The following is a 22708-nucleotide window of genomic DNA, read 5'->3' as shown; positions in this document are numbered from 1 at the left end:
CATGGCAACAGAGACCGTTGCGAAGCCCCGCACCAGCGTGCGCGTTGGTGTCCAGAAGTTCGGAACATTCCTGTCCGGCATGATCATGCCCAACATCGGCGCCTTCATCGCCTGGGGCCTGATCACCGCACTGTTCATTGAAAAGGGCTGGCTCCCAGTCGCCGAATTGGGCGGCTTCGGAACTGACTCCGAAGGGGCAAAGAACATAGGCTTGGTTGACCCTATGGTGAAGTACTTGCTTCCTCTTTTGATCGCCTACACAGGCGGCAAGATGGTCCACGGTGTTCGTGGTGGCGTAGTGGGTGCCATCGGGACCATGGGCGTCATTGTGGGAGCAGGCATTCCGATGTTCATCGGCGCCATGATTATGGGTCCGCTGGGCGGATGGACGATGAAACAGCTCGACCGGCTCTGGGACGGAAAGATTCGCCCGGGTTTCGAGATGCTGGTGAACAACTTTTCTGCGGGCATTTGGGGTGCCCTGCTGGCCCTGTTCGGGTTCTTTGCCATCTCTCCCGTTGTTAAGGCCTTTACTGCTGGAGCGACCGCTGTTATTCAATTCTTGATTGACAACGGACTTCTGCCGCTCACCTCAATCTTCATTGAGCCCGCCAAGGTACTTTTCTTGAACAACGCCATTAATCACGGTGTTATGACGCCGCTGGGGGTCCAGCAATCCTTGGAGCAGGGCAAGTCCATCCTGTTCCTGCTTGAAGCCAACCCCGGCCCGGGCCTGGGCATCCTGCTGGCGTACATGTTCTTTGGCCGCGGCGCCGCCAAGGCTTCGGCTCCCGGCGCTGCGATCATCCACTTCTTCGGCGGCATCCACGAGATCTACTTCCCGTACGTCTTGATGAAGCCCATCCTCATTCTCGCTGCTATCGGCGGTGGCATGGCGGGCATCGCAACGCTCAGCATCACCAATGCCGGTCTGGTAGCTCCGGCTGCTCCGGGCTCAATCCTTGCGGTGATTGCCCAGACGGCCCGCGACAGCTATCTCGGCGTCGTCTTGGCGGTCATCATTGCAACCGCAGTGTCATTCCTCATCGCGGCCCTCATCCTGCGGACCTCCAAAGACAAGGGCGAGGACGATCTCTCTGCCGCAACGTCCCGGATGGAAGCCATGAAGGGCAAGAAGAGCTCCGTTTCCTCGGCCTTGACGGGTGACCGCGCCGCCGCCCACACCGGAACGGTGCTGACCCGCCCCATCCAGACGGTGGTTTTCGCTTGCGACGCCGGAATGGGCTCCAGCGCCATGGGTGCCTCGGTGCTGCGCAACAAGATCAAGGCTGCCGGGTTCCCCGAGGTCAAGGTCACCAACTCGGCCATCGCCAACCTGAGCGACACCTACGACGTTGTGGTTACCCACGAGGACCTGACCGAGCGCGCCCAGCCCCGGACGGCCAGCGCCATGCATTTCTCGGTGGACAACTTCATGAACAGCCCGCGGTACGACGAGATCGTGGAATTGGTCCGCACCAGCAACAGCGACGGAACAGCGGACAGCACGACGGCGGCATCCGCCGAAAGTGCCCAGCCAGCCGCGTCTGCGGGTGCTGCCGCCCCGGCAAGTGCCGGCGTCGACGGTAAATCCGTGCTGATGCGCGAGTCCGTGATCCTGAACGGCAAGGCGACCGACCGTGATGCGGCGATCGACGAAGCCGGGAAGCTCCTGCTGGACCGCGGCGCTGTGGATGTCAGCTATGTCCACGCCATGCACGAACGCGAAGAGTCAGTGTCCACCTACATGGGCAGCTTCCTGGCCATCCCGCACGGTACCAACGATGCCAAAGAGCACATTCTGCACTCGGCAGTGTCCATCATCCGCTACCCCGAAGGCATCGATTGGGGCGGCAAGCAGGTGAAGTTCGTGGTGGGCGTCGCCGGCATCAACAATGAGCACCTCCACATCCTGTCTTCCATTGCGAAGATCTTCACCAATAAGGCGCAGGTAGCCCGCTTGGAGGAAGCAACCACGGTTGAGGAAGTCCTGGAACTGTTCGGAAAGGTCAACGCATAGTGAAGGCAGTCCATTTTGGGGCAGGCAACATCGGGCGTGGCTTCGTGGGGCTGTTGCTCCACGAAGCCGGCTATGAGGTGGTGTTCGCGGATGTTGCGGACGCGCTGATCAACCAGCTCGCCTCGGCAAGCAGCTACGACGTGCACGAGGTTGGCGAGAACCCGGCGGTCAAGACCGTCACTGGTTTCCGCGCTTTCAACTCGGCGTCGCAGGAAGCCGCTGTTGTTGAGGAAATTTCGACGGCGGATGTGGTCACCACCGCTGTGGGTCCGCACATCCTGAAGTTCGTGGCTCCCGTGATCGCCCGCGGGTTGGCAGCCCGTCCCACGGACTTGCCGCCCCTCCAGGTGATGGCCTGCGAGAACGCCATCAACGCCACGGACCTCCTGCGGCAGGAGGTCAGTGCGGCCTGGGACGACTCCGCCGGTGACCTGGACGCCGTCGCTGTCTTTGCCAACACCGCGGTGGACCGCATCGTTCCCAACCAGGCGCCGGGCCAAGGCCTGGACGTCACGGTGGAGACGTTCTTCGAGTGGGTCATTGACCGCACGCCGTTTGGCGACAACGCCCCGAAGATCCCCGGCGCTACCTTCGTGGACGAGCTTGGCCCGTACATCGAGCGCAAGCTGTTTACGGTCAACACCGGCCACGCTTCGGCGGCGTACTTCGGCTATGCGGCAGGTCTTGGGAAGATCTCCGACGCCATGGCCGATCCGTCCGTGGCGGCGAAAGTCCGGGCTGTGCTGGAGGAAACCAAGGAATTGCTGGTGGCCAAGCACGGATTCGTGGAAGCCGAGCAGGAAGCGTACGTGCAGAAGATCCTGCAGCGCTTCACCAATCCGCACCTGCCGGACACAGTGAACCGCGTAGGCCGCGCACCCTTGCGGAAGCTTGGCCGGCACGAGCGCTTCGTTGGTCCCGCGGCTGAGCTTGCTGAGCGTGGTGTCACTCCCGTGGCCCTCCTGGAAGCCATGTCGGCGGCCCTTCGTTTCGACGACGGTGCCGACGACGAAGCCGTAGAGCTCGCAAGGATGCTGTCCGGGATGGACGCGCCTGCCGCCGTCGAACGCATCACCGGGCTTGCCCCTGAACATCCGTTATTCGCGGCTGTTCAGAAGCTTGTGGAGGAGCGCAAAGCCCACGCATAAGCGCGTCAACAAGGCTCTCCAGCGGGAAAGCGGCTTCGGCCGCTGTGGACCGTTGGAGGGCCTTTTTGGTGCTTATCCACAATTGGTGGTGCCCGGAACACGGGTCCGTCACGTTCTCGACATCCTGCTCACTACATAGGGGAAGGAGAGCAAAAGCTCTTCCCAACCCTCCTGGATCGCCAAAAAACCTGCCTGTTGGCAAGTGGGCCGTTCAGGACCGAGCAAAGGAGCTTTTGGATGTCAGCAGCACAATCCTGGGGCCGGCCCGGCCGGCTCGAGAAGTGGCGGGACCTGAGGCGGGGAGCGCGGGGGAGGCCGCGGATACCTCCCTCACCGTGGAGCCCGGTATCGCGGATGGTGGCGACGGCGGCGGCCTTGGCTGTCGCTGCCGGCACGCTGACGCTCGGGGTCACCCCGGCCATGGCGGCTGCAGGGGATTTCACAGTGACGCTCTCGGCGCCGCAAACGGTTCCCTTGGGTCAGAACTACAATTACACCGCCACCTTGGACTTTGAAGGTGTGGATTCATCAAATCCCGCCACCGGCGTGGCAATGACCACCACCCTTCCGGAGGGAACGATCTTCGCCGGACTTCCGCAGGGCGATTCGTCCCCGGTGCTCAGCCACACTTACGATCCCGCAACACGGGTGCTGACCATCACCCTGAAGGACACCACCAAAGAGTTGGTGAGTGTGGTCTATACGGTTGCCCAGGTGGACAACGAGCGTAAGTACGAGTCCATGCCGTTGAGCACAGTGATCACCGGTGACGGCGGACCCTCCGGCAAGGCATCGTCCCAGCCGGTCACCACCACCGTCACCGGAACCAACAATTACAGCGCGAAGAAATCAGCCACCACCGTGACGGGTTCAAGCAATCGTGATGTCACGTACTGGTTCAATGTTTGTTCGCAGGACCGCTTTACTGACTTCTCTTCCTACAAACAGAAGCTCTCCGATGTCCTTCCGGCTGAAGCCCGGTTTGTGGCCGCGTCCTCCGGGGTGGGCACATGGGACACCAGTGCTTGGCCCGCGGCCACGTGGACCAATGAAGAACGTTACGATCCCGATGGCTACTGCCTGGACCGGGCCGGAACCGGCATCTGGCTCACAGTGCGCTATCCGGACTCCGTTGCTGGCTGGGAGGATGGCCAACAGCCGCCGCTCAACACTGTGACATTGGAAACCACCGATGCCCATGGCGTTGTGCGGGCGGGTGCTCCCGCCACGGCCCAGGGTCCTGTCTTCAACCCCGGTGGCGGCGTCACTGCAGCCCTTGAGAAATGGTCGGCAGGGCAGAGTTCCGCAGGCATGATTGCCAGAAGCACGTACGTCAATGGCTCGTACCTGGGGCCGCTGAACAGCCCCAGCGCCGACGATTTGGTGATCACTGATTCCGGGGCCGCAGGTGCAGGGGGTGAAGAGTGGTACCACCACAACGACGTGACGGGTTTGACCGCAAATTTCAGCCCGGTCCTCTCGGTTGCCAACCTGCAGTACACCTTGGAGTACCAGAGCGATTACTCGAGTGACTGGAAATCCTTTGTTCCGCAGAATCCCACCACCAACACCAACCTGTCTCTGACAGTTCAGAACGCCGGGTCAACAGGGTGGGAGGCTTTCAATGGAAACAACACCCTCACCCTGCCGGTGGGATCTGTCCTGACCGGGTGGCGGATCAAGGTGGCACCCGGTGACGAGACCGTTCCTGTTGGTTCCGAGGTCCGGATGACCATGGGAAGCGTGCCGGTGTTCCGGGACGTCACTGACGGTGTGGTTCCGGCAGGCGAGCCGGCGGGTACGTCTCCAGGGCCAGTCAACAACACCGCAACCCTTCAAGCAGGTTCCCTCGAGCGTGAAGCGTCCAACATCTTCTCGCCGCAGGATTCTGTCTACCTGACCACCAAGGTGGCTGCTCCGGATGTCCTGAGCGTTGGCGACAACGGCGTTGCCAGGGCCGGGATCGTGAACCAGAACCCCTCGGAAACGTACACGAACGCCAAGATGTCGGTAGTGCTGCCCTGCGGGATCCAGTACGACCCCTCAAAACCCATTGCTCCGGTGACGGACCTCAATGTTGGAGTGGAGCCGATCCCCACGCTTGGCAAAGGCCTGAAGATCGATTCCACGCAGCGCGTCCTGGATCCGATTGGCTGTGAACTGCAGGTCATTACTTTCGCCTTCGACCAGATCAGCCCCATGCGTGATCCCGGGGAAGCTTCCGATCGCTGGGTGGAAAACAACGGGTGGCAATACGACATCCCCGTCACTGCACTGGCGAAGTCCTACGATCCCGCGCAAACGGCTGTCCAGGTTGAGTCCTACGCCTACACAGGGGACCCGCGCTTCCTCAGCGTTGCCGATGGCGGCACCCACCAGGAAACGGTGCAGATGACCGGCTACGGTCCCTTTTTCAGCGACGACGTCTATGACTTCGACGCCGCCCGCGCCAGCATCGCCAAGGACACCGCCCGGGTGACCATCAATACAGCCGGTGGGCTGTTGCTGGACAAGCTGTCCGGCGCAACAGCCGAAGGTCCGTGGTCCCTGGACACCACGGTGGACAAGGCTGCCTTTTGGCAGGTCTACGTCAGCAACGTCCTTCCCAACCCGGTGACCGGAACCACGTTCTTTGACCGGTTGCCGGCGGTAGGCACCGGGGACGACTTTGATGTTGTCCTCGCTGGTCCGGTAACCGGAGTGCCTGCCGGTGCCACGGTGGAATACTCCAAAGACGCGCAGGACGCAGCCTCGGGTACTTGGACGTCGGTCCCGGATAACGCCACTGCCTTCCGCGTGGTGGTGGATACCCTGACCTCCGGTGAGGAGTTCACCCTCACGGTTCCCACCGAGGTGCTTGGGGAACCTGGCTTTGCCGCCAAGGCCTCCAACATTGTGACTGCGGAGGGAAGCTACAACGGTGCGTCGGTGCAGTTCGCCACCAACCAAGCAACCGTCAACGTGGTTGGCCACCCGTCCCTGGGAATCGTCAAGAAGACCAACGGCTCGGCGTACACAGCTGCTCCGGGAGCCATTGTTGCCGAGGACTCGGAGGTCACCTGGACCTACGAGGTAACCAACACCGGCGATATCCCGCTGGCAGAAGTGAACGTTGCCGATGCGTTCACAGCCGGTGATGGCAGCAAAGGGACGTTGGCACCCACGTCTGCCGACACCGGAGTCCTGGATCCCGGCGCCACGCGGGTCTTCACCGCGCACGGCAAAGCGGTCCCGGGGCAGTACCACAACACCGCCACGGCCACTGCGGCTGCCTTGGACGGAGAAGGGGAGCGTTTGGAACAACAACCCAAGCCCGTCTCTGCCGAGTCTTGGTACTTTGCCGGCACCAGCGGATTGTCCGTGGTGAAGACCACCAATGGACACGAGGTTCCGGCAGCGCCGGGTCCTCAACTGGTACCCGGGAGCCAAGTCACCTGGGGATACACGGTGACCAACACGGGAACGTTGGCCCTGAAGGACGTCCTTGTGGTGGATAAAGACATGGATGGCAACACCGTCTTTTCCGACGTCGTGGCATCCTTGGCCCCCGGTGCCTCGGTGGAGCTAACGGCCCACGGAAAGGCGGTGGAAGGCCAGTATCGGAACACGGTCACAGCATCGTCCAAAAACCCGCTCGGTGGTTCGGAACTGACGTCTTCGGATGATTCGTTCTACTTCGGCGCTGTTCCGGGAATGTCAGTGTCCAAGCTCGTGTCGTTGTCGCCGGACGGGCCCTGGAGCGAAAGTGTCACAGTGGATTCGGGAGGGACGGTCCATTGGCAGCTCAGCGTGACCAACACCGGCAACACCGTGCTCACGGACGTTCGCTTTGATGATCCAGCCCTCGGGAACATCGATCCGGTAGCCAGCTTGGCGCCCGGCGAGACCGCCAACCGGGTTGTCACCCAGGACAACACCACCGAGTCATACGTCAACGTGGTGAAGGTCCAAGCGCACGCTCCAGGCGGGGAGACCCCTTCGGGCAGCGATTCTGCCGAGGTAAAGGTGCGGCCGGTGGTTGTTCCCCCGGCAGAAACGGAACAGCCGCCGGTCTCTGGAGGCGAGGTTCCGCCAACTGCCGGTGCCTCCGCTCCGCCCGCTGCTGGAGGTGAGGTTCCGCCAAGTGAGGCTCCGTCGGCAGGAGTTCCCGCGGCTGGGTCAGATGACCTTCCCGACACCGGAGCCGCTGGCCTGGTTGCCTCCCTGCTCGGAGCCTTGGCGCTCATGGCTGTGGGTGGGGTTGCGCTGGTGGCCAGCAGGCGACGCAAAGTAGCCTGACGATTCGTCCGGTGAATCGCTGGTAGATACCGGGTGCAGAGAAAGCCTGGCCCGCACCTCAATGGTGCGGGCCAGGCTTTTTGTCTGTCTCTTTGCCGTTGCCTCTGCCTCGGTCTTTGCTTTAGCGCGTTGCCGCGGTTTCGGCCTCTGCCATGGCTTTCCATTCCGCCACGCGGGCCTGGTGAAGCGGTGATCTACGCACCACAGCGTAGGCGATGCCCAGGACGGCGAACCAGATGGGTGTCACCAGCAGGGCTGTCAACGTGTCCGCTTGGGTGGTGAGTGCCCACACCAGGAAGGCGAAGAAGGCGAACACCACCCACACCATGGGAACGCCGCCGGGCATCTTGTAGGACGAGGATGCGTGCTGTTCCGGGCGGCGCTTCCGGTACACCAGGTAGCTGGCCAGGATGATCGACCAGACGAACATGAAGCAGACTGCGGACACGGTGGTCACCATGTCGAAAGCCACCCCTACGTCCTTGCCGGCGTAGAGCAGGGCGACGCCGGCAAGGAGGAGAACGCAGGAGAGGAACAGGGCGTTCTGGGGTACTTTGCGGCTGGAGAGCCGGCCAAAGAGCTTGGGGGCGTCGCCGTCGTTGGCCAGGCCATAGACCATGCGGGACGTTGAGTAGATTCCGGAGTTGGCCGAAGACATGGCGGACGTCAGTACCACCAGGTTCACCACGGTGGCGGCGATGCCCAGGCCAGCCAGGGAGAACATGGCGATGAAGGGGCTCTGGCCGGCTTTGAACTCTGTCCACGGGGTGACGGACATGAGGATGATCAGGGCGCCTACGTAGAAGAGCATGACGCGCAGCGGGATGGCGTTAATGGCGCGGGGGAGGTTGTGTTCAGGGTTCTTGGTTTCAGCAGCGGCCGTTCCCACCAGTTCAATACCGACGAAGGCAAAGACGGCGATCTGGAAACCGGCAACGAAGCCCATGAATTCCTTGGGGAAGAATCCACCATGGCTCCACAGGTTGGTGAAGCTTGCAGTGCCGGCGTTGGACTGGAATCCGGTGAAGATCATCACCAGGCCAACCACGATCAACGCCACGATGGCAACGATCTTGATAAGTGCGAACCAGAACTCGGTCTCACCGAAAGCCTTGACCGTGGGGAGGTTCAGCAGCAGGAGGATGATGATGGTGGCCAAACCGGGAATCCACAGCTGGATTCCGGGCCACAGCTCATTGGCGTAGCCCGCAATCGCGATCACGTCGGCTACGCCCGTCACCACCCAGCAGAACCAGTACGTCCATCCGGTGAAGAACCCGGCCCACGGGCCCAGGAGATCGCCCGCGAAGTCGCTGAAGGATTTGTAGTTCAGGTTGGACAACAGGAGTTGGCCCATGGCACGCATCACGAAGAACAGCATGAAGCCGATGATCATGTACACGAAGATCACGGACGGGCCGGCCACGGAGATCGTCTTTCCGGAGCCCATGAACAGGCCGGTACCGATTGCGCCGCCAATGGCGAGAAGCTGGATGTGGCGGTTGCTGAGCGAGCGTGACAGGTGGGGCTCGCTGTCCCTGCTGGAGGCGCGGAGCTGCCCCTGTGTTGTCTGGTCGGACATTAGTTTCAAGAACCCTTCGAAGGACCCGTCGCATTAGTGACGGCCGTTACAAATCTGTTCGATAAAGCTATAGCCAACCCCGGGAAAATGACCAATCGGTCTGAATGGCGAAAGCTCCCGCCCTCAGGAGGGGGGAGCTTTGGCCTGGTGTGCAGCGTGTCAGGAAATCTTGCGGCGGTAGGTGATGTTGGCGGCGATGAACGCTGCCACCAGGATGCCGGTGCACCATGCCAGCGCCACCCAGATGCCGGTTCCCACGGGCCGCTGGGCGAAAAGGTTCTGAATGGAGTCCACGATCGATGTGACCGGCTGGTTTTCGGCAAACCAGCGCACCGGGCCCGGCATGGTATCCGTGGGGACGAAGGCTGAGCTGATGAAAGGAAGGAAGATCAGCGGGTAGGAGAACGCGCTGGCCCCTTCAATGGTGCTGGCGCTGAGGCCTGCGATCACCGCAACCCAGGTCAGGGCCACTGTGAAAAGTGCCAGTATCCCGGCTACGGACAGCCACTCCAGGGGTCCGGCGGCTGTGCGGAACCCCATCAACAGGCCCACCAGCACAATGATTACCACTAAAGCAGGTTCGCGGCGACGGAGGTCAGGACGTGGGCCCACAGCACGGATGACCGGGCGATCGGCATGGAGTGGAACCGTTCAAAAATGCCGCTCTTCATATCCATGAACAATCTGAAGGCGGTGTAGGCGATCCCGGATGCGATGGCGATCAGCATGATGCCCGGCATCAGGTAATTGACGTAGTTGTCGGTGCCGGTTTTGATGGCTCCGCCAAGGACGAACACGAACAACATCATGATGGCGATCGGGGTGATTGCCGTGGTGATGATGGTGTCCACGCTGCGGAAGACGTGCCGCATGGAGCGGCCGGTCAACACCGCCGTATCAGCGAAGAAGTGGGTGCTCATTGCCTTTCCTTAATTGGTGTGTGGTCCGGAACCCGCGTGCCCACCAAGGCCAGGAAGATATCTTCCAGGCTTGGTTGCTTCTCGACGTACTCAACCGTTGCCGGTGGGAGGAGGTTCTTCAGCTCCGCCAGGGTTCCGTTGGCGATGATGCGGCCTTCGTGGAGGATGGCAATCTGCTGGGCCAAGTGTTCGGCCTCGTCCAGGTATTGGGTGGTGAGCAGGACGGTGGTCCCTTGGGTGGCCAGCTTCTTGATGATCGCCCACACTTCCAGCCGCGCTTCCGGGTCAAGTCCGGTGGTGGGCTCGTCCAGGAAGATGACGTGGGGCTCGCCGATCAGGCTCATGGCAATGTCCAGTCGCCTGCGCATGCCGCCGGAGTATGCCGCGACTTTCCGCGATCCTGCGTCAGTGAGGTTGAACTGCTCCAGAAGCCTGTCGGCGATTGCTCCCGGATCCTTCAAATGACGCAACCTGGCCACCAGCACCAGGTTCTCGCGACCCGTAAGAATCTCGTCCACGGCGGCAAACTGTCCGGTGAGGCTGATGACTTCCCGGACCCGTTGCGGATGGTTGGCCACGTCAAAGCCCTCGACGGCGGCAGACCCACCGTCCGCTGCCAGCAGGGTGGAAAGGATCCTGACCAGCGTGGTTTTGCCCGCGCCATTGGACCCCAGCAAGGCGAAGATGCTTCCCGCTGATACGTCGAAATCCACGCCTTGAAGGACGTTGAGGTTCTTGAAGGATTTCTCGATGCCACGGACATGGATGGCGGCAGTCATGATTCCGCTTCCGTCGCTTTGTTGACGGCATCCACCAGCCGGGCTTTCTCTTTGTCGATCCAGCGCTTGCCGCCATATGCCAGAGCGAAAGCTTCAGCGAATTCCACCGGGTCCTCGCCAACAATGGCGTGCACGGGGGTGCCGTCAACGGCTGCCCGCTCCCAGAGATCGGCAAAGTCGGTGAACATCTGCACCATGGTGTCGCCCTCGGTGACTCCGCCGAAGTACATGAGATAGCGGTTGAACGCTGCTGCAACAGACAGGTAGGGCTCCGGCAGGGAGTCCAAGCGTGCTTTGGCTTGTTTGTACTGCTTCTTTTGCTCAAGCGATCCGGTGACCAGCTCGATCCATTTTGCTGCCATGCTATTTCCCTTCCTCGCGGAGGTGTTCCAGCCTTTCGGACAGGAAGCTCCAGGTGTTCCAAAATTCGGTCAGTTCCTTTTTCCCCTGCGCATTGAGTGTGTAGACCTTGCGCGGCGGCCCCTTCTCGGACGGTCGTTTTTCAACATCAACCAGCCCTTTTTGCTCTATCCGGACCAGCAGCGCGTAGACAGTGCCCTCGGCGATCTCCGTGAATCCCTGATCCCTCAACAGCGTGGTGATCTGATATCCGTAGGCTGCCTTTCCGGTGAGGAGGGCCAAGACGATTCCCTCCAGGGTGCCTTTGAGCATCTCCGTCATTTGCTTTCCCATGTGCACCTCCGTTCACTACTCTGTATTACTAGCTACCACTACATAGTAGGACTAAGTACCACTACTTAGCAATACTGAGTTCCAGCGTTTGGTGGCATGCTGGAATGGTGACCATGGACTCCGGCACTACGCCTTCCTTGATGACCGCCGCCGTTGCCGGAGGGACTTTTGCGCTGAGGCGCGCCCACTCCGGGGACTTGCCCAGGATTCTCGAGCTCCTCGCGGACGACCAGTTGGGCGCGGCTCGCGAGAACATGGACGACCCTGCGCCATACCAGGCGGCCTTCGCGGCGATCGACGCCGACCCCGCCCACCTTCTGGTGGTGGGGGAGCTCGACGGCGAGGTGGTGGCTACCTTCCAGCTCAGCTACCTCCAGGGCTTGTCGCGCAGGGGATCCTGGCGCGCCCAGATCGAGGCGGTCCGCGTGGCCGGGAGTCTCCGCGGGCACGGAGTGGGGGCGCTGATGATCGAGTGGGCCATTGATGCTGCCCGGCAGCGGGGATGTTCCCTGATGCAGCTGACGACGGATAAATCCCGCACGTCCGCCCACCGCTTCTACGAGAGGCTGGGTTTCGTCGCCAGCCATGAAGGCATGAAGCTCACCCTCTAGGGGTGCCTTGAATCTTGACTTTTAGGTACCCTAACTATTAGGCTACCTAAATATGACGAACACGCCGGATCAGTCCTACATCCACCTCGCGCAGGATTTCCGTGAGGCCCTGCGTTTGGGCGTGTATATGTTCCGGAGGCTGGATCCGGAAGGTGAGCTCACCGCAGCCCAGCTCAGCCTGCTGTCCATGATTTACGACGGCGGCCAGCGGGTGGGGGACATCGCCAAGAACCTCGGCATCAAGGTCCCCAGTGCCACGGAGCAGATCATTAAGCTCGAGCGTGCCGGTTTCGTGACCCGCCAGCCGGATCCTGATGACTCCCGTGCCGTCCAAGTGGCCATCACCCCGGCCGGTACCAGCGCCGTCGAGTCTGCCGACCAGCGGCGCAACGCCATGGTGGCCGCCCTGCTTCAAGACCTCAGCAGCGACGAAATCGAGCACCTGACGGCCGCCCTGCCCGTGATCGCGAAGCTCAACAGCTCGTTCCAGAACTAAAACCCGCGCGGACCAATACCGCGCACCGCTACCCATACCGCACCGACAAGGAGCATTTGAATGTCACGCCAATTGGCTGACGCTTCAGCAAGCGCCGAGAACACCCTGGAAGCCGAGAAGGTTTCACTCCTCAAGCAGCCCAAAGCTGTCTGGGCCACGGCCCTGGCGGCCGTGTTCGCCTTCATGGGCATTGGGTTGGTGGATCCCATCCTTCCCGCGATCGCCAAGAACCTGGAAGCGTCCACCAGCGAAGTCTCCCTGCTGTTCACCAGCTACTTCCTGGTGACGGCTGTGGCCATGCTGATCAGTGGATTCGTTTCCTCGCGCATCGGCGGCAAGAAGACCCTGCTTATTGGCCTGGCAATCATCGTGGCGTTCGCTTCCCTGTCCGGGTTGTCCGGCAGCGTGGAGCAGCTGGTGGGTTTCCGCGCCGGTTGGGGACTGGGCAACGCACTGTTCGTCGCAACCGCACTCGCAGTCATTGTGGGCGTCGCCAGCGGTGGCACCGGAACCGCGATCATTCTCTATGAAGCCGCGCTGGGGCTGGGTATTTCCCTCGGGCCGCTGCTCGGTGCGCTATTGGGCGGCTGGCAGTGGCGGGCTCCGTTCTTCGGCACGGCAGTCCTCATGGCCGCCGCATTCATTGCCCTCCTGACGCTGCTGCCCAAGACGCCCGCTCCGGCCAAAAAGTCACGCCTGCGCGATCCCCTCATGGCCCTCGGCCACAAGGGACTCCGGACCACGGCTGCCAGCGCCTTGTTCTACAACTACGGCTTCTTCACCATCCTTGCTTTCACCCCGTTCATCCTTGGCATGGACGCCTACGGAATCGGCGGCGTCTTCTTCGGTTGGGGCGTTGCGGTTGCCGTCTTCTCTGTCTTTGTGGCTCCCGTGCTGCAGAGGCGCTTCGGTGCCGTCAACGTCCTGACCGGTACACTCGCTGTACTCATGCTGGACCTGGTGGGACTGGGACTGGCCGCCGGGCACTCGGTGACTGCCGTCGTCGTGCTGGTTATTGTGGCCGGCGCCCTGCTGGGCATCAACAACACCATTTACACGGAACTGGCCATGGGCGTCTCCGATTCGCCGCGTCCCATTGCCTCCGCCGGATACAACTTTGTGCGCTGGATGGGCGGTGCGCTGGCCCCGTTCGCCGCAGCCCAGCTGGGCGAGCACTTTGGCCCGCAGGTTCCCTTCTTCGCCGGTGCAGTTGCCATGGTGATTGCCATTCTTGTGGCCTTCAGCGGCCGCCGGTTCCTGTCCTCACACGAGCCGCACCTGGTCTAGGGAGCTCTCCTCCCGCACGGACCCGGGCACAAAAGAACCCCGTGGAACCTTGGTTCCACGGGGTTCTTTTTGCGATGCATGACCCGCGGGACTACTCGGACCCGTCCGCCTTGACCGGGAGGGCTGAGACCTGCGCGCCCTTCGGGACAAAGAGGGTTTCGGCCTGCTCAAGGGACATGCCGTTGGTTTCCGGAACCTTGAACATCACAAAGAAGAACGACGCCGCCGCGAAAGCCGCGTACATGGCGTACGTCAGTGGGAGCGAACCTGCGGCCATGACCGGGAAGCTCAGGGTGATGGCAAAGTTGGCGATCCACTGGGCAGCGGCGGCCACGCCCAAGGCGCGGGCGCGGATCCGGGACGGGAAGATTTCGCCCAGCAGAACCCACACCAGCGGTCCCCAGGAAGCACCAAAGCTGACAACAAAAACGTTGGCGGCCACCAGGGCCACGGGACCCCAGGCGCCGGGGAGGGTGATGTCGGATCCACTGCCTATGGCTGAGGAGAAGGCCAACGCCATGACTCCCAGGGAGGCGGCCATTCCGATTGAGCCCGTGAGCAGGATGGGGCGGCGGCCGATCCTGTCCACCAGCGCAATGGCCACCAGGGTCACCAGGATGTTGGTGACGGAGGTGACAACGGAGATGGTCAGTGAGTCCTTCTCCTGGAATCCGACTGCCTTCCACAGCGTGGTGGAGTAGTAGAAGATCACGTTGATTCCCACGAACTGCTGGAGCACGGAGAGAATGATGCCGATCCACACCACCGGCAGCAGGCCAAAGCGGTTGCCACGGAGAGCGCCCTTTTTGGAGGACAGCTTCTCTTCTTGGATGGAGTCGCGGATCTCGCGGATGTGACGCTCAATATCGTCGCCCGGAATCAGCCTGTTGAAGATGGTGCGGGCCTGGTCTTCCTTGCCGTTGAGGACCAGGAAGTGGGGAGACTCCGGAAGGCGGAAGGCGATCAACCCATACACTGCGGCCGGAACCGCGCAGGCAATGAACATCCAGCGCCAGGCTTCAACGCCCCACCACAACGCGCCGTCTGCACCGCCCGCAGAGTTGGCCAGCACAGCGTCGGACAGCAATGCCGCGAAGATACCCGTGGTGATGGCCAGTTGTTGCAGGGAGGCCAGCCGGCCACGGACGTGGCGTGGGGAGATCTCGGAAATATACGCCGGCGCGATCACCGAGGCGAGGCCGATGCCCAGGCCGCCCACCAAACGCCAGAAGATGAGGTCCCAAACGCTGAAAGCAAAACCTGTGCCGATTGCGCTGACCAGGAACAGCAGCGCACCAAGCTTCATGGCAGGAATGCGGCCGTAGCGGTCCGCTACCTTGCCGGCCAGGTAGGCACCCGCGGCGCATCCCAACAGAGCCACCGCAACAGCGAAGCCTGTGAGGGCCTCACCCATGGTGAACTCCTTGGCCATGGCATCCACGGCACCGTTGACCACGGAGGAATCGAAGCCGAACAGGAAGCCGCCCACGGCGCCGGCAACGGCCAGGCCTATGACCTTCCGGGAAACGTGAGGAGCGCCTTCTTCGGTGCTGGGACTGGACATGAGTCTCCCTTGGGTGGTGGTGGGGGGTTGCGGTGCAGGACTTCGTCGGCTGTTCCGGCTCAGACACCGGTGCACACGCGCTTCACAGTGTTGCACGCCATATGGCCAAGTTCCAGTCAGGTGATGGAGGCTACAGTGGCTGGAACAAGGAAAGGCAGGCAGTCCGGGGACTGCCTGCCTTTGCCTGTGTATCTGGAACCTAGTGTGCCGGGACGGAGTCCTTGGCGGCAGCCTTGGGATCGGTGAGCTTCTTGTTGGGCAGCGCAAAGCTGATCAGGAAAGCAATGATCATCAGACCCGCAGCCGTGAGCATGACGACGTCGATTGCCTGCGCAAATCCCTCCGTGATGGGACGGGTAAGCGTGCTGTTTGCCGAGTGCAACCAGCTGGTGTCATTCAGCGAATCGTTGGTGGCGCCATTCTTGAAGAAATCAAAAAGCTTGGCATTGGCAGGATCCGATGCGACTGCCGGGTCCCGCATAACTGCCTGGTAGTCGGGCGTAGCAGCAGCGGTTTTCATGCCGTCGGCAATTTTGTCCGCAGCTGTGCTGAAGAGCATGGAGATGAACACTGCGGTGCCCACAGCGCCGCCCATGGAACGGAAGAACGCTGCGGTGGATGTTCCAACGCCCATGTCCTTGGGTGGGACGGAGACCTGCATGGCCAGTGTGAGTGGCTGCATGCAGAAGCCAAGGCCAACACCAAAGAAGACAGCAATCAGGCCGGGGACCCAGAGTCCGGTGTCCACGCCCAGGACCAGGCCCATGACCGTTGCAGCGCCGGCCAGCACGGCCGTGCCCAGGATGGGGAAGATCCGGTATACGCCCGAAGAGGAGATGGTGCGTCCGGCAGAGATGGACCCGAACAGGATGCCCACCGTGAAAGTGATCATCATCAGGCCGGCCTCAGTGGGGGTGAGTCCCTTGACCAGTTGCAAGTACATGGGCAGCATGGCGATCGCACCGAACATGCCAATGCCAATGATGAAGTTCAACAGGGAAGACAATCCGAACGTGGTGTTCTTGAACAGGCGCAACGGAATCAGGGCGTAGTCCCCGGCCCGCTTCTCAGCCAGCAGGAACGCCACGATGCCGATCACTCCCAAGGCGTAGCAAAGCCAGGCAGCCCCGGAGGTCCATCCCCACGTGCGGCCCTGCTCGGCCACCAGCAACAGCGGAACAATGGCCAGCGTGATGGCGGCAGCACCCCAGTAGTCGATCTTCTGCTTCACGTGGCGCACCGGCAAATGCAGGTAAAGGAACACCACCACCAAGGCGGCGATTCCAATGGGCAGGTTGATAAAGAAGACCCAACGCCAGCCATCGAAGCCCAGGATGTTGGATGCACCGGCAAAAGCTCCTCCGATTACCGGACCCAGGACAGAGGAGATGCCGAACACCGACATGAAGTAGCCCTGGTACTTGGCCCTGTCCTTCAACGCAACGATGTCGCCGATGATGGTGAGTGCCAGCGCCAGCAAGCCGCCGGCGCCCAGACCCTGGATGCCACGGGCAATGGCCAGCTCGGTCATGGAGTGAACCGAGCCGGCATACAGCGAGCCTGCCAGGAAGATGACGATCGCGGTGAGGTACAGCGGACGCCGGCCGAAGATGTCACTGAGCTTGCCGTACAACGGGGTGCTGACGGTGGACGTGATCAGATACGCCGTGGTAGCCCATGCCTGGAGTGACAAGCCGTCCAGGTCATTGGCGATGGTGTAGATGGACGTGGACACGATGGTCTGGTCCAGGGAGGACAGGAACATGCCGAGCATGAGTCCCACCATGACGGTGAGTGTCTGACGATGAGTCAAGACCTCGCCGGCGGCCCTGACGGGCTTGGTTTCGGACATATCTTCTCCAGAGGTAACAGAAAAGTGGAATTAAGCAGGATAGTTGCTTTCAGTAACTATCATACGGTCCGTTTGATTCCCGGCGGAAGAATATTTCTTCAGCTCCAGCCTTCGCTACGCTGCCCGAAAGCTCAGTGCTCCACCAGAATTCCGTCCAGGTCGCAGTAGATCATCACGCCCGGCCGGATGCGGACGGAATCGAGGATGACATCAACGTCAACCTCACCCGTCCCCGCCTTGGAACTCTTCCGCGGGTTGCTCCCCAGGGCCTTGACGCCCAACGGCAGGCGGGCGATCGCTTCACGGTCCCGGATGGCTCCGTTGATGACCACTCCGGCCCAGCCATTGGCCACGGCGCTTTCCGCGATCATGTCCCCCATCAACGCGGTGTGCAGGGAGGCATGCCCATCGACCACTAGGACAGCACCCTCGCCGGGAGAGTTGAGGATGGACTTCACCAAGGCGTTGTCCTGAAAACACCGGACAGTGCGGGCAGGTCCGCTGAAGTGGGTGTTTCCACCCAGGTCCTGGAACTGGATGGAAATGGATGCGAGTTCGTCCCCGCGCTCATCATAAAGATCGGCGGTGTTCTGCTGCTCAGTGGCCATGATTCTCCTTGCTGGGTTGAGCCCAGACTAGCGGTTGGATCATCGGCGAGGGGGCGGGAATTCCCGTATGTGCATAAACGTTGATGCGGCGGCCCGGTGCCTCTGCACCGCGCTAGGCTGGGTCCATCATTTGATTCAAGGGGGAAACCTAGCCATGAGCCTGTCCGACCTTCCGGGCCCGGTACCGGATCCCGCTGCCATCCGTGGCGGAAACACTACCGCGCTCGCCGAACCCGTTGACAGGGTCCGGCCCCTGTGGGTTACGGGCGTTGTGCTGGTCAACCTGGGCATCAATGCAGCGTTCTTCGCCCCTCTTCAGGTACTTCTGGGGCAGCAGGCCGCCCACTTCGACGAAGGGCAAAAAGAGGCCATACTCGCGTTGGTCACAGGCTGTGGTGCTGCGGTGTCAATGGTGGCAAACCCCCTGTTCGGTGCGTTCAGCGACCGCACCACCTCGCGGTTCGGCCGCCGGATCCCCTGGGTCCTCATGGGAGCGGTTCTGGGCGCAGTTGCCTTGGTGGCCCTCGCGGGCGCTCCCAACGTGGCTGTCATGGCGTTGCTGTGGTGCTTGGTGCAGGCAGGGGCCAATGCCATGTACGCAGCCATCACTGCGGCTGTCCCGGACCGGGTTCCTGTTCCCCAGCGCGGTACTGTCGGCGGCTTGGCGGCCATGGGACAAACAGTCGGCATCCTGGCTGGAGCCGTGATCGCTGCCGTTGTTGCCGGCGACTATGCCGCCGGTTACTGGGTGTGCGCCGCTGCGTTGCTGGCCGGCGTCGTGCTTTATCTTTTCAAAGGCGATGACCAACCGCTTCCGGCAGGGCGCCGTCCGGCCTTCGCCTTGGCTGCATTCCTCAAGGGTTTTTGGATTTCCCCCAAGCGCTACCCTGATTTCGCCTGGGCATGGCTCACCAGGTTCCTGGTCAGCACCGGAAATCACATGATTACCCTGTACCTGCTCTTCTTCCTGACCGACGCGGTGCGGCTGAAGGAAACCGAGGGCATCGACCCCGAATTCGGAGTGCTTGTCCTGACCGGCCTGTACGCCGTCACGGTGGTTATCACCAGCGTTGTGGGCGGCCGGCTGAGTGACCGGATGGGCAAAAGGAAGCCCCTGGTCATTGCGTCCTCGGTGGTCATTGCGTTGGCTTCACTGATCCTGGCCTTTTCACCCACCTGGGTGGGTGGGTTGCTGGGAGCCGTGGTGCTGGGGATCGGCTTCGGAGCGTACCTCGCGGTGGACTTCGCCCTGATCACGCAGGTGCTGCCCACCGCGATCGACCGCGGCAGGGACCTCGGTGTCATCAACATTGCAAATTCGCTGCCCCAAGTGGTGGCGCCCCTGATCGCCCTTCCCTTCGTCAGCCTCTGGGGCGGCTACGTCTCCCTGTACATAGCCGCCGCAGTGATTGGGCTTCTGGGAGCAGTCTTTGTGGTGAAGATCAAGAGCGTTGCCTAGTCCTAGAAGACGGCCGTGAAGCCACCCCAGCCCCAGCCGACTATCGCGGACCCTTTCCACCCTCCAGCCCCATTGCCGTAGTACATATGCATCCGGCCCGAGTAGTCGATGCCATAAATATCCTGATGTCCGTCGGCGTTGAAATCGCCAGCGGCTCCGATTCTGGCCATCACCTGCCACCCATTTCCGATGACTTGGGTTTGATCGATGCTGGAGCCGTTCAGCCGGTAGCTGTAGAGCAGCCCGGAGGGAGTCCGCCCCATCAGATCTTCCACGCCGTCGCCGTTGAAGTCACCGGCAGGGAAGACCGTGTTGAACATGTTCCACCCGGTTCCCACCGGGTATCCAGCGTAGGCCAGGCCGCCTCCGCTGTAGCTGGCGAAGTACCAAAGAGTACCGTTGGCGTCGCGGCCATAGATGCCGCTGTGACCACCGTCGCCGTTGGTGCTGGTTGCGGCAAAAATAGTGTTGAAGACGTTCCATCCAGTACCGATTTGCCGCTGCTGGAGCCAGCCACCCAGGCCGTTACCCGGATAGAGGAACAAACGTCCCGCCGCATCCCTGGCCACCACATCGTTCCTGCCGTCGCGATCAAGATCGCCCGTCTTGATGATGGATGTCATCCCGGACCATCCCTGTCCGATCACGCGTGGTGCCAGCCATCCGCCCTGAGTCGATGTGGGATACATGCTGAGAAGGCCGGACTGGTCGCGGGCCAAAACATCCGTTGTTCCATCGCCATCGAAACCACTGGACCAGTGGGAGTCCTTGATGTTTTCCTTCCATTGGCTGGTTACAAGCCGCAGGGTGTCCCACCCCGAGGAAACGGTGACCTCGGCGGCCACATAGTGGTTTGGGTAGTTGTGCGCTTGGTCCTGCGGGGTTGGGCGGTAAGTTGCTCCCCCCGGGCGCTCCGCGTAAGGAGGTCCCACCCAGCGGTAAGTGACCACTGGTTTCGCCCCGGACGGGACAGGAACTTCGGCGAGGCTGAAGTCAGTGCGGAGGATGGAACCAACTGCTCCTTCGCCCAATACTTTCGGGCGTCGTGGCTCAATGATGGGTCCTGCCGCTTTTGAAACAGTTTCCGTGGGCAGGTACCCGGGAGCATAGATTACAGCCCTGAAGGAAACCACTGAACCAACATCAAACGAAGAAAAGTCGTAATCGTATGTCTTTCTTTCGTGATCCACTCCGTTGCGCATCCACTGATAGTCAGCATGGGACACGCTGCCTTGCCATTTGCCAAGATTGGCTCGCGCCCAGATACCGGTTTCAGGTACCCCCTCAACGAAGGCGGGGGCCAGATTGACATTCTGCTGGAGTCGCACAGCCGGGTTGTTGACCTCGAAAGCCGCCTTTGGGAAGTCATCGGTCGCCGATTTATCCCCTCCGTATTTTCTGGGCTTTATGGTGGTGTTTGAGCCGTCTGCGAAGTCAACGGCGGCTTGCCGGAGTGTGTATTTCCCTGCTGCGTCATTCTCGTTGACAGTCCGCACTACGGATCCGGACTCCTGTGGTTCGCCGTCGGCGGGCATTCTCCAATGCAGGAATATCTCGGTAGCTTGTGATGGGTCGACCATCACGATGGTAAGACGAGTGGCCGGACGGGCTACCGTGAAGTTCACGCGCATCTCGCCGGACACAGGTAGTGGGGCCGTGGTTGCTGCCGCGAGCTTCAAAAAGGCAGGGTCAGGCGGCCAAACGTAAGCCTTAACGGCGGCCGATTGCGTTTCCGACGTTGATGCCTCAGCCGCCGTGCTGTGCTGCAGGAGACCGGCAAGCATGACAGTCAGGATCAATGCCAGGATGCGCAGGTGGCGTGTCCGGAAGCGCGCTGAATAGTTGGCCATAATTGGGTCTCCTGGTGAGAAGCTAGGATCAAACTCTGGAAGATTGCGGTCTAGAACACTGCTGTCAGGCCACCCCAGCCCCAACCGACAGTGGGAGTGCCTTTCCAACGGAAACCGGCGATTCCCCGGTCCCGGAAACCTGACGTGTCACCCAAATACATGGTGAGTCGTCCGCTGCGGTCAATACCGTAAACGTCGGAATCTCCGTCTCCGTTAAAGTCGCCGGCCATGCCGAAGCGCGTTATGGAGTCCCATCCCCAGCCAATGGTTCCGGCGTAGCTTCCGGGGAGGCCGTATTCTTCAAAGTAGCCATTGCGACTCGAGGTGCGCGCTTGGAGATCGCCCCAGAATGTCTTGGACAGCGTAACTACGCTGGAATATCCCAGGAAATGGCCCGCTCCCACCGAGTCCATCCCCTGCCAACCATGGCCAATCCAACGTGGCGTGAGCCATCCGCCGCGACCGTTTCCGGGATATAGAAAAAGGTTCCCTGCATTGTCTACGGCAAGAATGTCGTTGCTGCCGTCACCGTTGAAGTCTCCGGCTGCACTCAGCTCCCTGAAGCTCTGCCACCCCTGTCCTACTTGGAGTGCCTTCTTCCAACCACCGGAACCGTTGCCTTGATACAGGAAGAGCCCTCCCTGCGCGTCCCGCGCCAGGACGTCGACTGTGCCGTCTCCGTCAAAGTCGCCAGGGGAAACCATCAGGTTGAACTTGTTCCAACCCCACCCGATTACCTGGGTTGGCTGCCAATTGCCGTGCCCATCGGTGGGGTAGAGCAACAAGCGGCCGGAGGCATCCCGGGCGAAGATATCCAGGGTGCCGTCTCCGTTGAATCCACGTGCACGGGCCGCTGCGGCCACCCTAAGGGGATGGGCAGCCTGGACTGTACCCACTGATTCGGGATCGTAGACGGCGGTGACTGATGCACCCACAACGCGTCCCAAGTCCGCTGATGTCGCACGGTAGGTAGGGCCTGTTGCACCGGGGATCACCACCCCGTCGCGTGTCCAGGTGTACGAAACGGATGCGGACCCACCCTCCGGTGAGACGTGGGCGAACGTATTGGAGACATCCACTTTCAGAAGGCCACCCACGGTTGGGTCGCCACCGAGCTGCGGGGTTCCGCTGAGATACACGTAGCGGCTCGGAACAGCTGCGGTTGGCGCCGCAGCGCCGGCCGGGATGGCCGGAGCCAACAGGAGACTTGAAAGCAAGGACGCGGTGATAACTGAATACAAACGCCGGTGCTTACGCGCAGCGGCAGGCATAGGAGTACTGGTCTCCAAGGGATTCCTCCAAGGAAGGGGCTGCCTGAACGGCAACTAGAAAATGAAACAGGGAACTACTCAGCGGACGCCGTACGATGCTGCAGGATGATACCTGCGGCATTCGGTCGAGCTGTCTTTGACAGTGGCGCGCTGGACGCGGAGAAGTGCACCAAAATGTTCCCCCAATTCGGGGCGGTCAGAGATGTCCGCCCGGTGTAATTGAAATGAGAGTACATTGCCGAAACCCAAGTCTGGGAATTTCCTGGCAATATTTTCCGAACAAGACACGT

The 22708-nt window shown here is 61.4% G+C and carries 16 protein-coding genes and 1 pseudogene; 7 read left to right on the top strand and 10 right to left on the bottom strand.

Annotated features, from left to right (window positions below):
- Position 1: 1 nt before the first annotated feature.
- The 3 genes from JOE60_RS16890 to JOE60_RS16880 all read left to right on the top strand — a co-directional run bounded on the left by JOE60_RS16890 (position 2) and on the right by JOE60_RS16880 (position 7446).
- On the top strand, positions 2-2020 hold the full coding sequence (locus JOE60_RS16890; protein ID WP_167268654.1) for a PTS mannitol transporter subunit IICBA: 2019 nt from the start codon (positions 2-4) through the stop codon (positions 2018-2020).
- Positions 2020-3168, top strand: coding sequence for a mannitol-1-phosphate 5-dehydrogenase (locus tag JOE60_RS16885; protein WP_167268656.1), 1149 nt, complete (start codon positions 2020-2022; stop codon positions 3166-3168). Before JOE60_RS16890 ends, JOE60_RS16885 begins: the two co-directional genes overlap by 1 nt.
- Before the next feature lie 237 nt (positions 3169-3405).
- The gene (locus JOE60_RS16880) at positions 3406-7446 is read left to right on the top strand and encodes a DUF7507 domain-containing protein (protein WP_167268659.1); all 4041 of its coding nucleotides are present in this window, start codon (positions 3406-3408) and stop codon (positions 7444-7446) included.
- A gap of 121 nt (positions 7447-7567) precedes the next feature.
- Here the strand turns inward: JOE60_RS16880 and cycA are convergent, their stop codons facing one another.
- The 5 genes and pseudogenes from cycA to JOE60_RS16855 form a co-directional block, all read right to left on the bottom strand.
- Positions 7568-9028 (bottom strand): D-serine/D-alanine/glycine transporter, encoded by a 1461-nt coding sequence (gene cycA / locus JOE60_RS16875; protein WP_167268662.1) that lies wholly within the window; start codon positions 9026-9028, stop codon positions 7568-7570.
- A gap of 159 nt (positions 9029-9187) precedes the next feature.
- A pseudogene (locus JOE60_RS16870) lies at positions 9188-9948 on the bottom strand (ABC transporter permease).
- Complete coding sequence (locus JOE60_RS16865) at positions 9945-10727, bottom strand: ABC transporter ATP-binding protein (protein ID WP_204814954.1); 783 nt, start codon at positions 10725-10727, stop codon at positions 9945-9947. Before JOE60_RS16865 ends, JOE60_RS16870 begins: the two are co-directional and overlap by 4 nt.
- Positions 10724-11089 carry a DUF1048 domain-containing protein gene (locus tag JOE60_RS16860; protein WP_167268664.1) on the bottom strand — a complete coding sequence of 122 codons (366 nt, stop codon included), beginning with the start codon at positions 11087-11089 and terminating at the stop codon, positions 10724-10726. The genes JOE60_RS16865 and JOE60_RS16860 overlap by 4 nt, the downstream gene beginning before the upstream one ends.
- A 1-nt stretch (position 11090) precedes the next feature.
- Complete coding sequence (locus JOE60_RS16855; protein WP_167268667.1) at positions 11091-11420, bottom strand: PadR family transcriptional regulator; 330 nt, start codon at positions 11418-11420, stop codon at positions 11091-11093.
- A gap of 104 nt (positions 11421-11524) precedes the next feature.
- Between JOE60_RS16855 and JOE60_RS16850 the strand changes: the two genes are divergently transcribed.
- Genes JOE60_RS16850 through JOE60_RS16840 form a run of 3 tightly spaced genes read left to right on the top strand, consistent with a single transcriptional unit; the run spans position 11525 to position 13814 of the window.
- Positions 11525-12031 (top strand): GNAT family N-acetyltransferase, encoded by a 507-nt coding sequence (locus JOE60_RS16850; protein ID WP_167268670.1) that lies wholly within the window; start codon positions 11525-11527, stop codon positions 12029-12031.
- A gap of 52 nt (positions 12032-12083) precedes the next feature.
- Positions 12084-12527 (top strand): MarR family winged helix-turn-helix transcriptional regulator, encoded by a 444-nt coding sequence (locus tag JOE60_RS16845; RefSeq protein ID WP_167268673.1) that lies wholly within the window; start codon positions 12084-12086, stop codon positions 12525-12527.
- A gap of 60 nt (positions 12528-12587) precedes the next feature.
- Positions 12588-13814 carry an MFS transporter gene (locus tag JOE60_RS16840; protein WP_167268675.1) on the top strand — a complete coding sequence of 409 codons (1227 nt, stop codon included), beginning with the start codon at positions 12588-12590 and terminating at the stop codon, positions 13812-13814.
- 91 nt (positions 13815-13905) lie between these two features.
- Here the strand turns inward: JOE60_RS16840 and JOE60_RS16835 are convergent, their stop codons facing one another.
- The 3 genes from JOE60_RS16835 to rraA all read right to left on the bottom strand — a co-directional run bounded on the left by JOE60_RS16835 (position 13906) and on the right by rraA (position 17838).
- On the bottom strand, positions 13906-15378 hold the full coding sequence (locus tag JOE60_RS16835; RefSeq protein ID WP_167268677.1) for a sugar porter family MFS transporter: 1473 nt from the start codon (positions 15376-15378) through the stop codon (positions 13906-13908).
- A 199-nt stretch (positions 15379-15577) separates the two neighbouring features.
- Positions 15578-17230, bottom strand: a complete 1653-nt coding sequence (locus JOE60_RS16830) for an MDR family MFS transporter (RefSeq protein ID WP_167268680.1) — start codon at positions 17228-17230, stop codon at positions 15578-15580.
- A 131-nt stretch (positions 17231-17361) separates the two neighbouring features.
- The gene (rraA, locus tag JOE60_RS16825) at positions 17362-17838 is read right to left on the bottom strand and encodes a ribonuclease E activity regulator RraA (protein WP_167268683.1); all 477 of its coding nucleotides are present in this window, start codon (positions 17836-17838) and stop codon (positions 17362-17364) included.
- Between the two features lie 154 nt (positions 17839-17992).
- Here rraA and JOE60_RS16820 point away from each other — a divergent pair, with 154 nt between their 5' ends.
- Positions 17993-19297 (top strand): MFS transporter, encoded by a 1305-nt coding sequence (locus tag JOE60_RS16820; protein ID WP_167268686.1) that lies wholly within the window; start codon positions 17993-17995, stop codon positions 19295-19297.
- A gap of 2 nt (positions 19298-19299) precedes the next feature.
- Here JOE60_RS16820 and JOE60_RS16815 read toward each other — a convergent pair whose 3' ends face one another.
- The gene (locus JOE60_RS16815; RefSeq protein WP_167268689.1) at positions 19300-21147 is read right to left on the bottom strand and encodes an FG-GAP repeat domain-containing protein; all 1848 of its coding nucleotides are present in this window, start codon (positions 21145-21147) and stop codon (positions 19300-19302) included.
- A 50-nt stretch (positions 21148-21197) separates the two neighbouring features.
- The gene (locus JOE60_RS16810; RefSeq protein ID WP_239528896.1) at positions 21198-22364 is read right to left on the bottom strand and encodes an FG-GAP-like repeat-containing protein; all 1167 of its coding nucleotides are present in this window, start codon (positions 22362-22364) and stop codon (positions 21198-21200) included.
- Positions 22365-22708 lie beyond the last annotated feature (344 nt).

This window comes from Paenarthrobacter ilicis, assembly GCF_016907545.1.
Classification (GTDB): domain Bacteria; phylum Actinomycetota; class Actinomycetes; order Actinomycetales; family Micrococcaceae; genus Arthrobacter; species Arthrobacter ilicis.
Note: the sequence above shows the minus strand (reverse complement) of the source record. Positions and strands in the feature narration are given on the sequence as shown.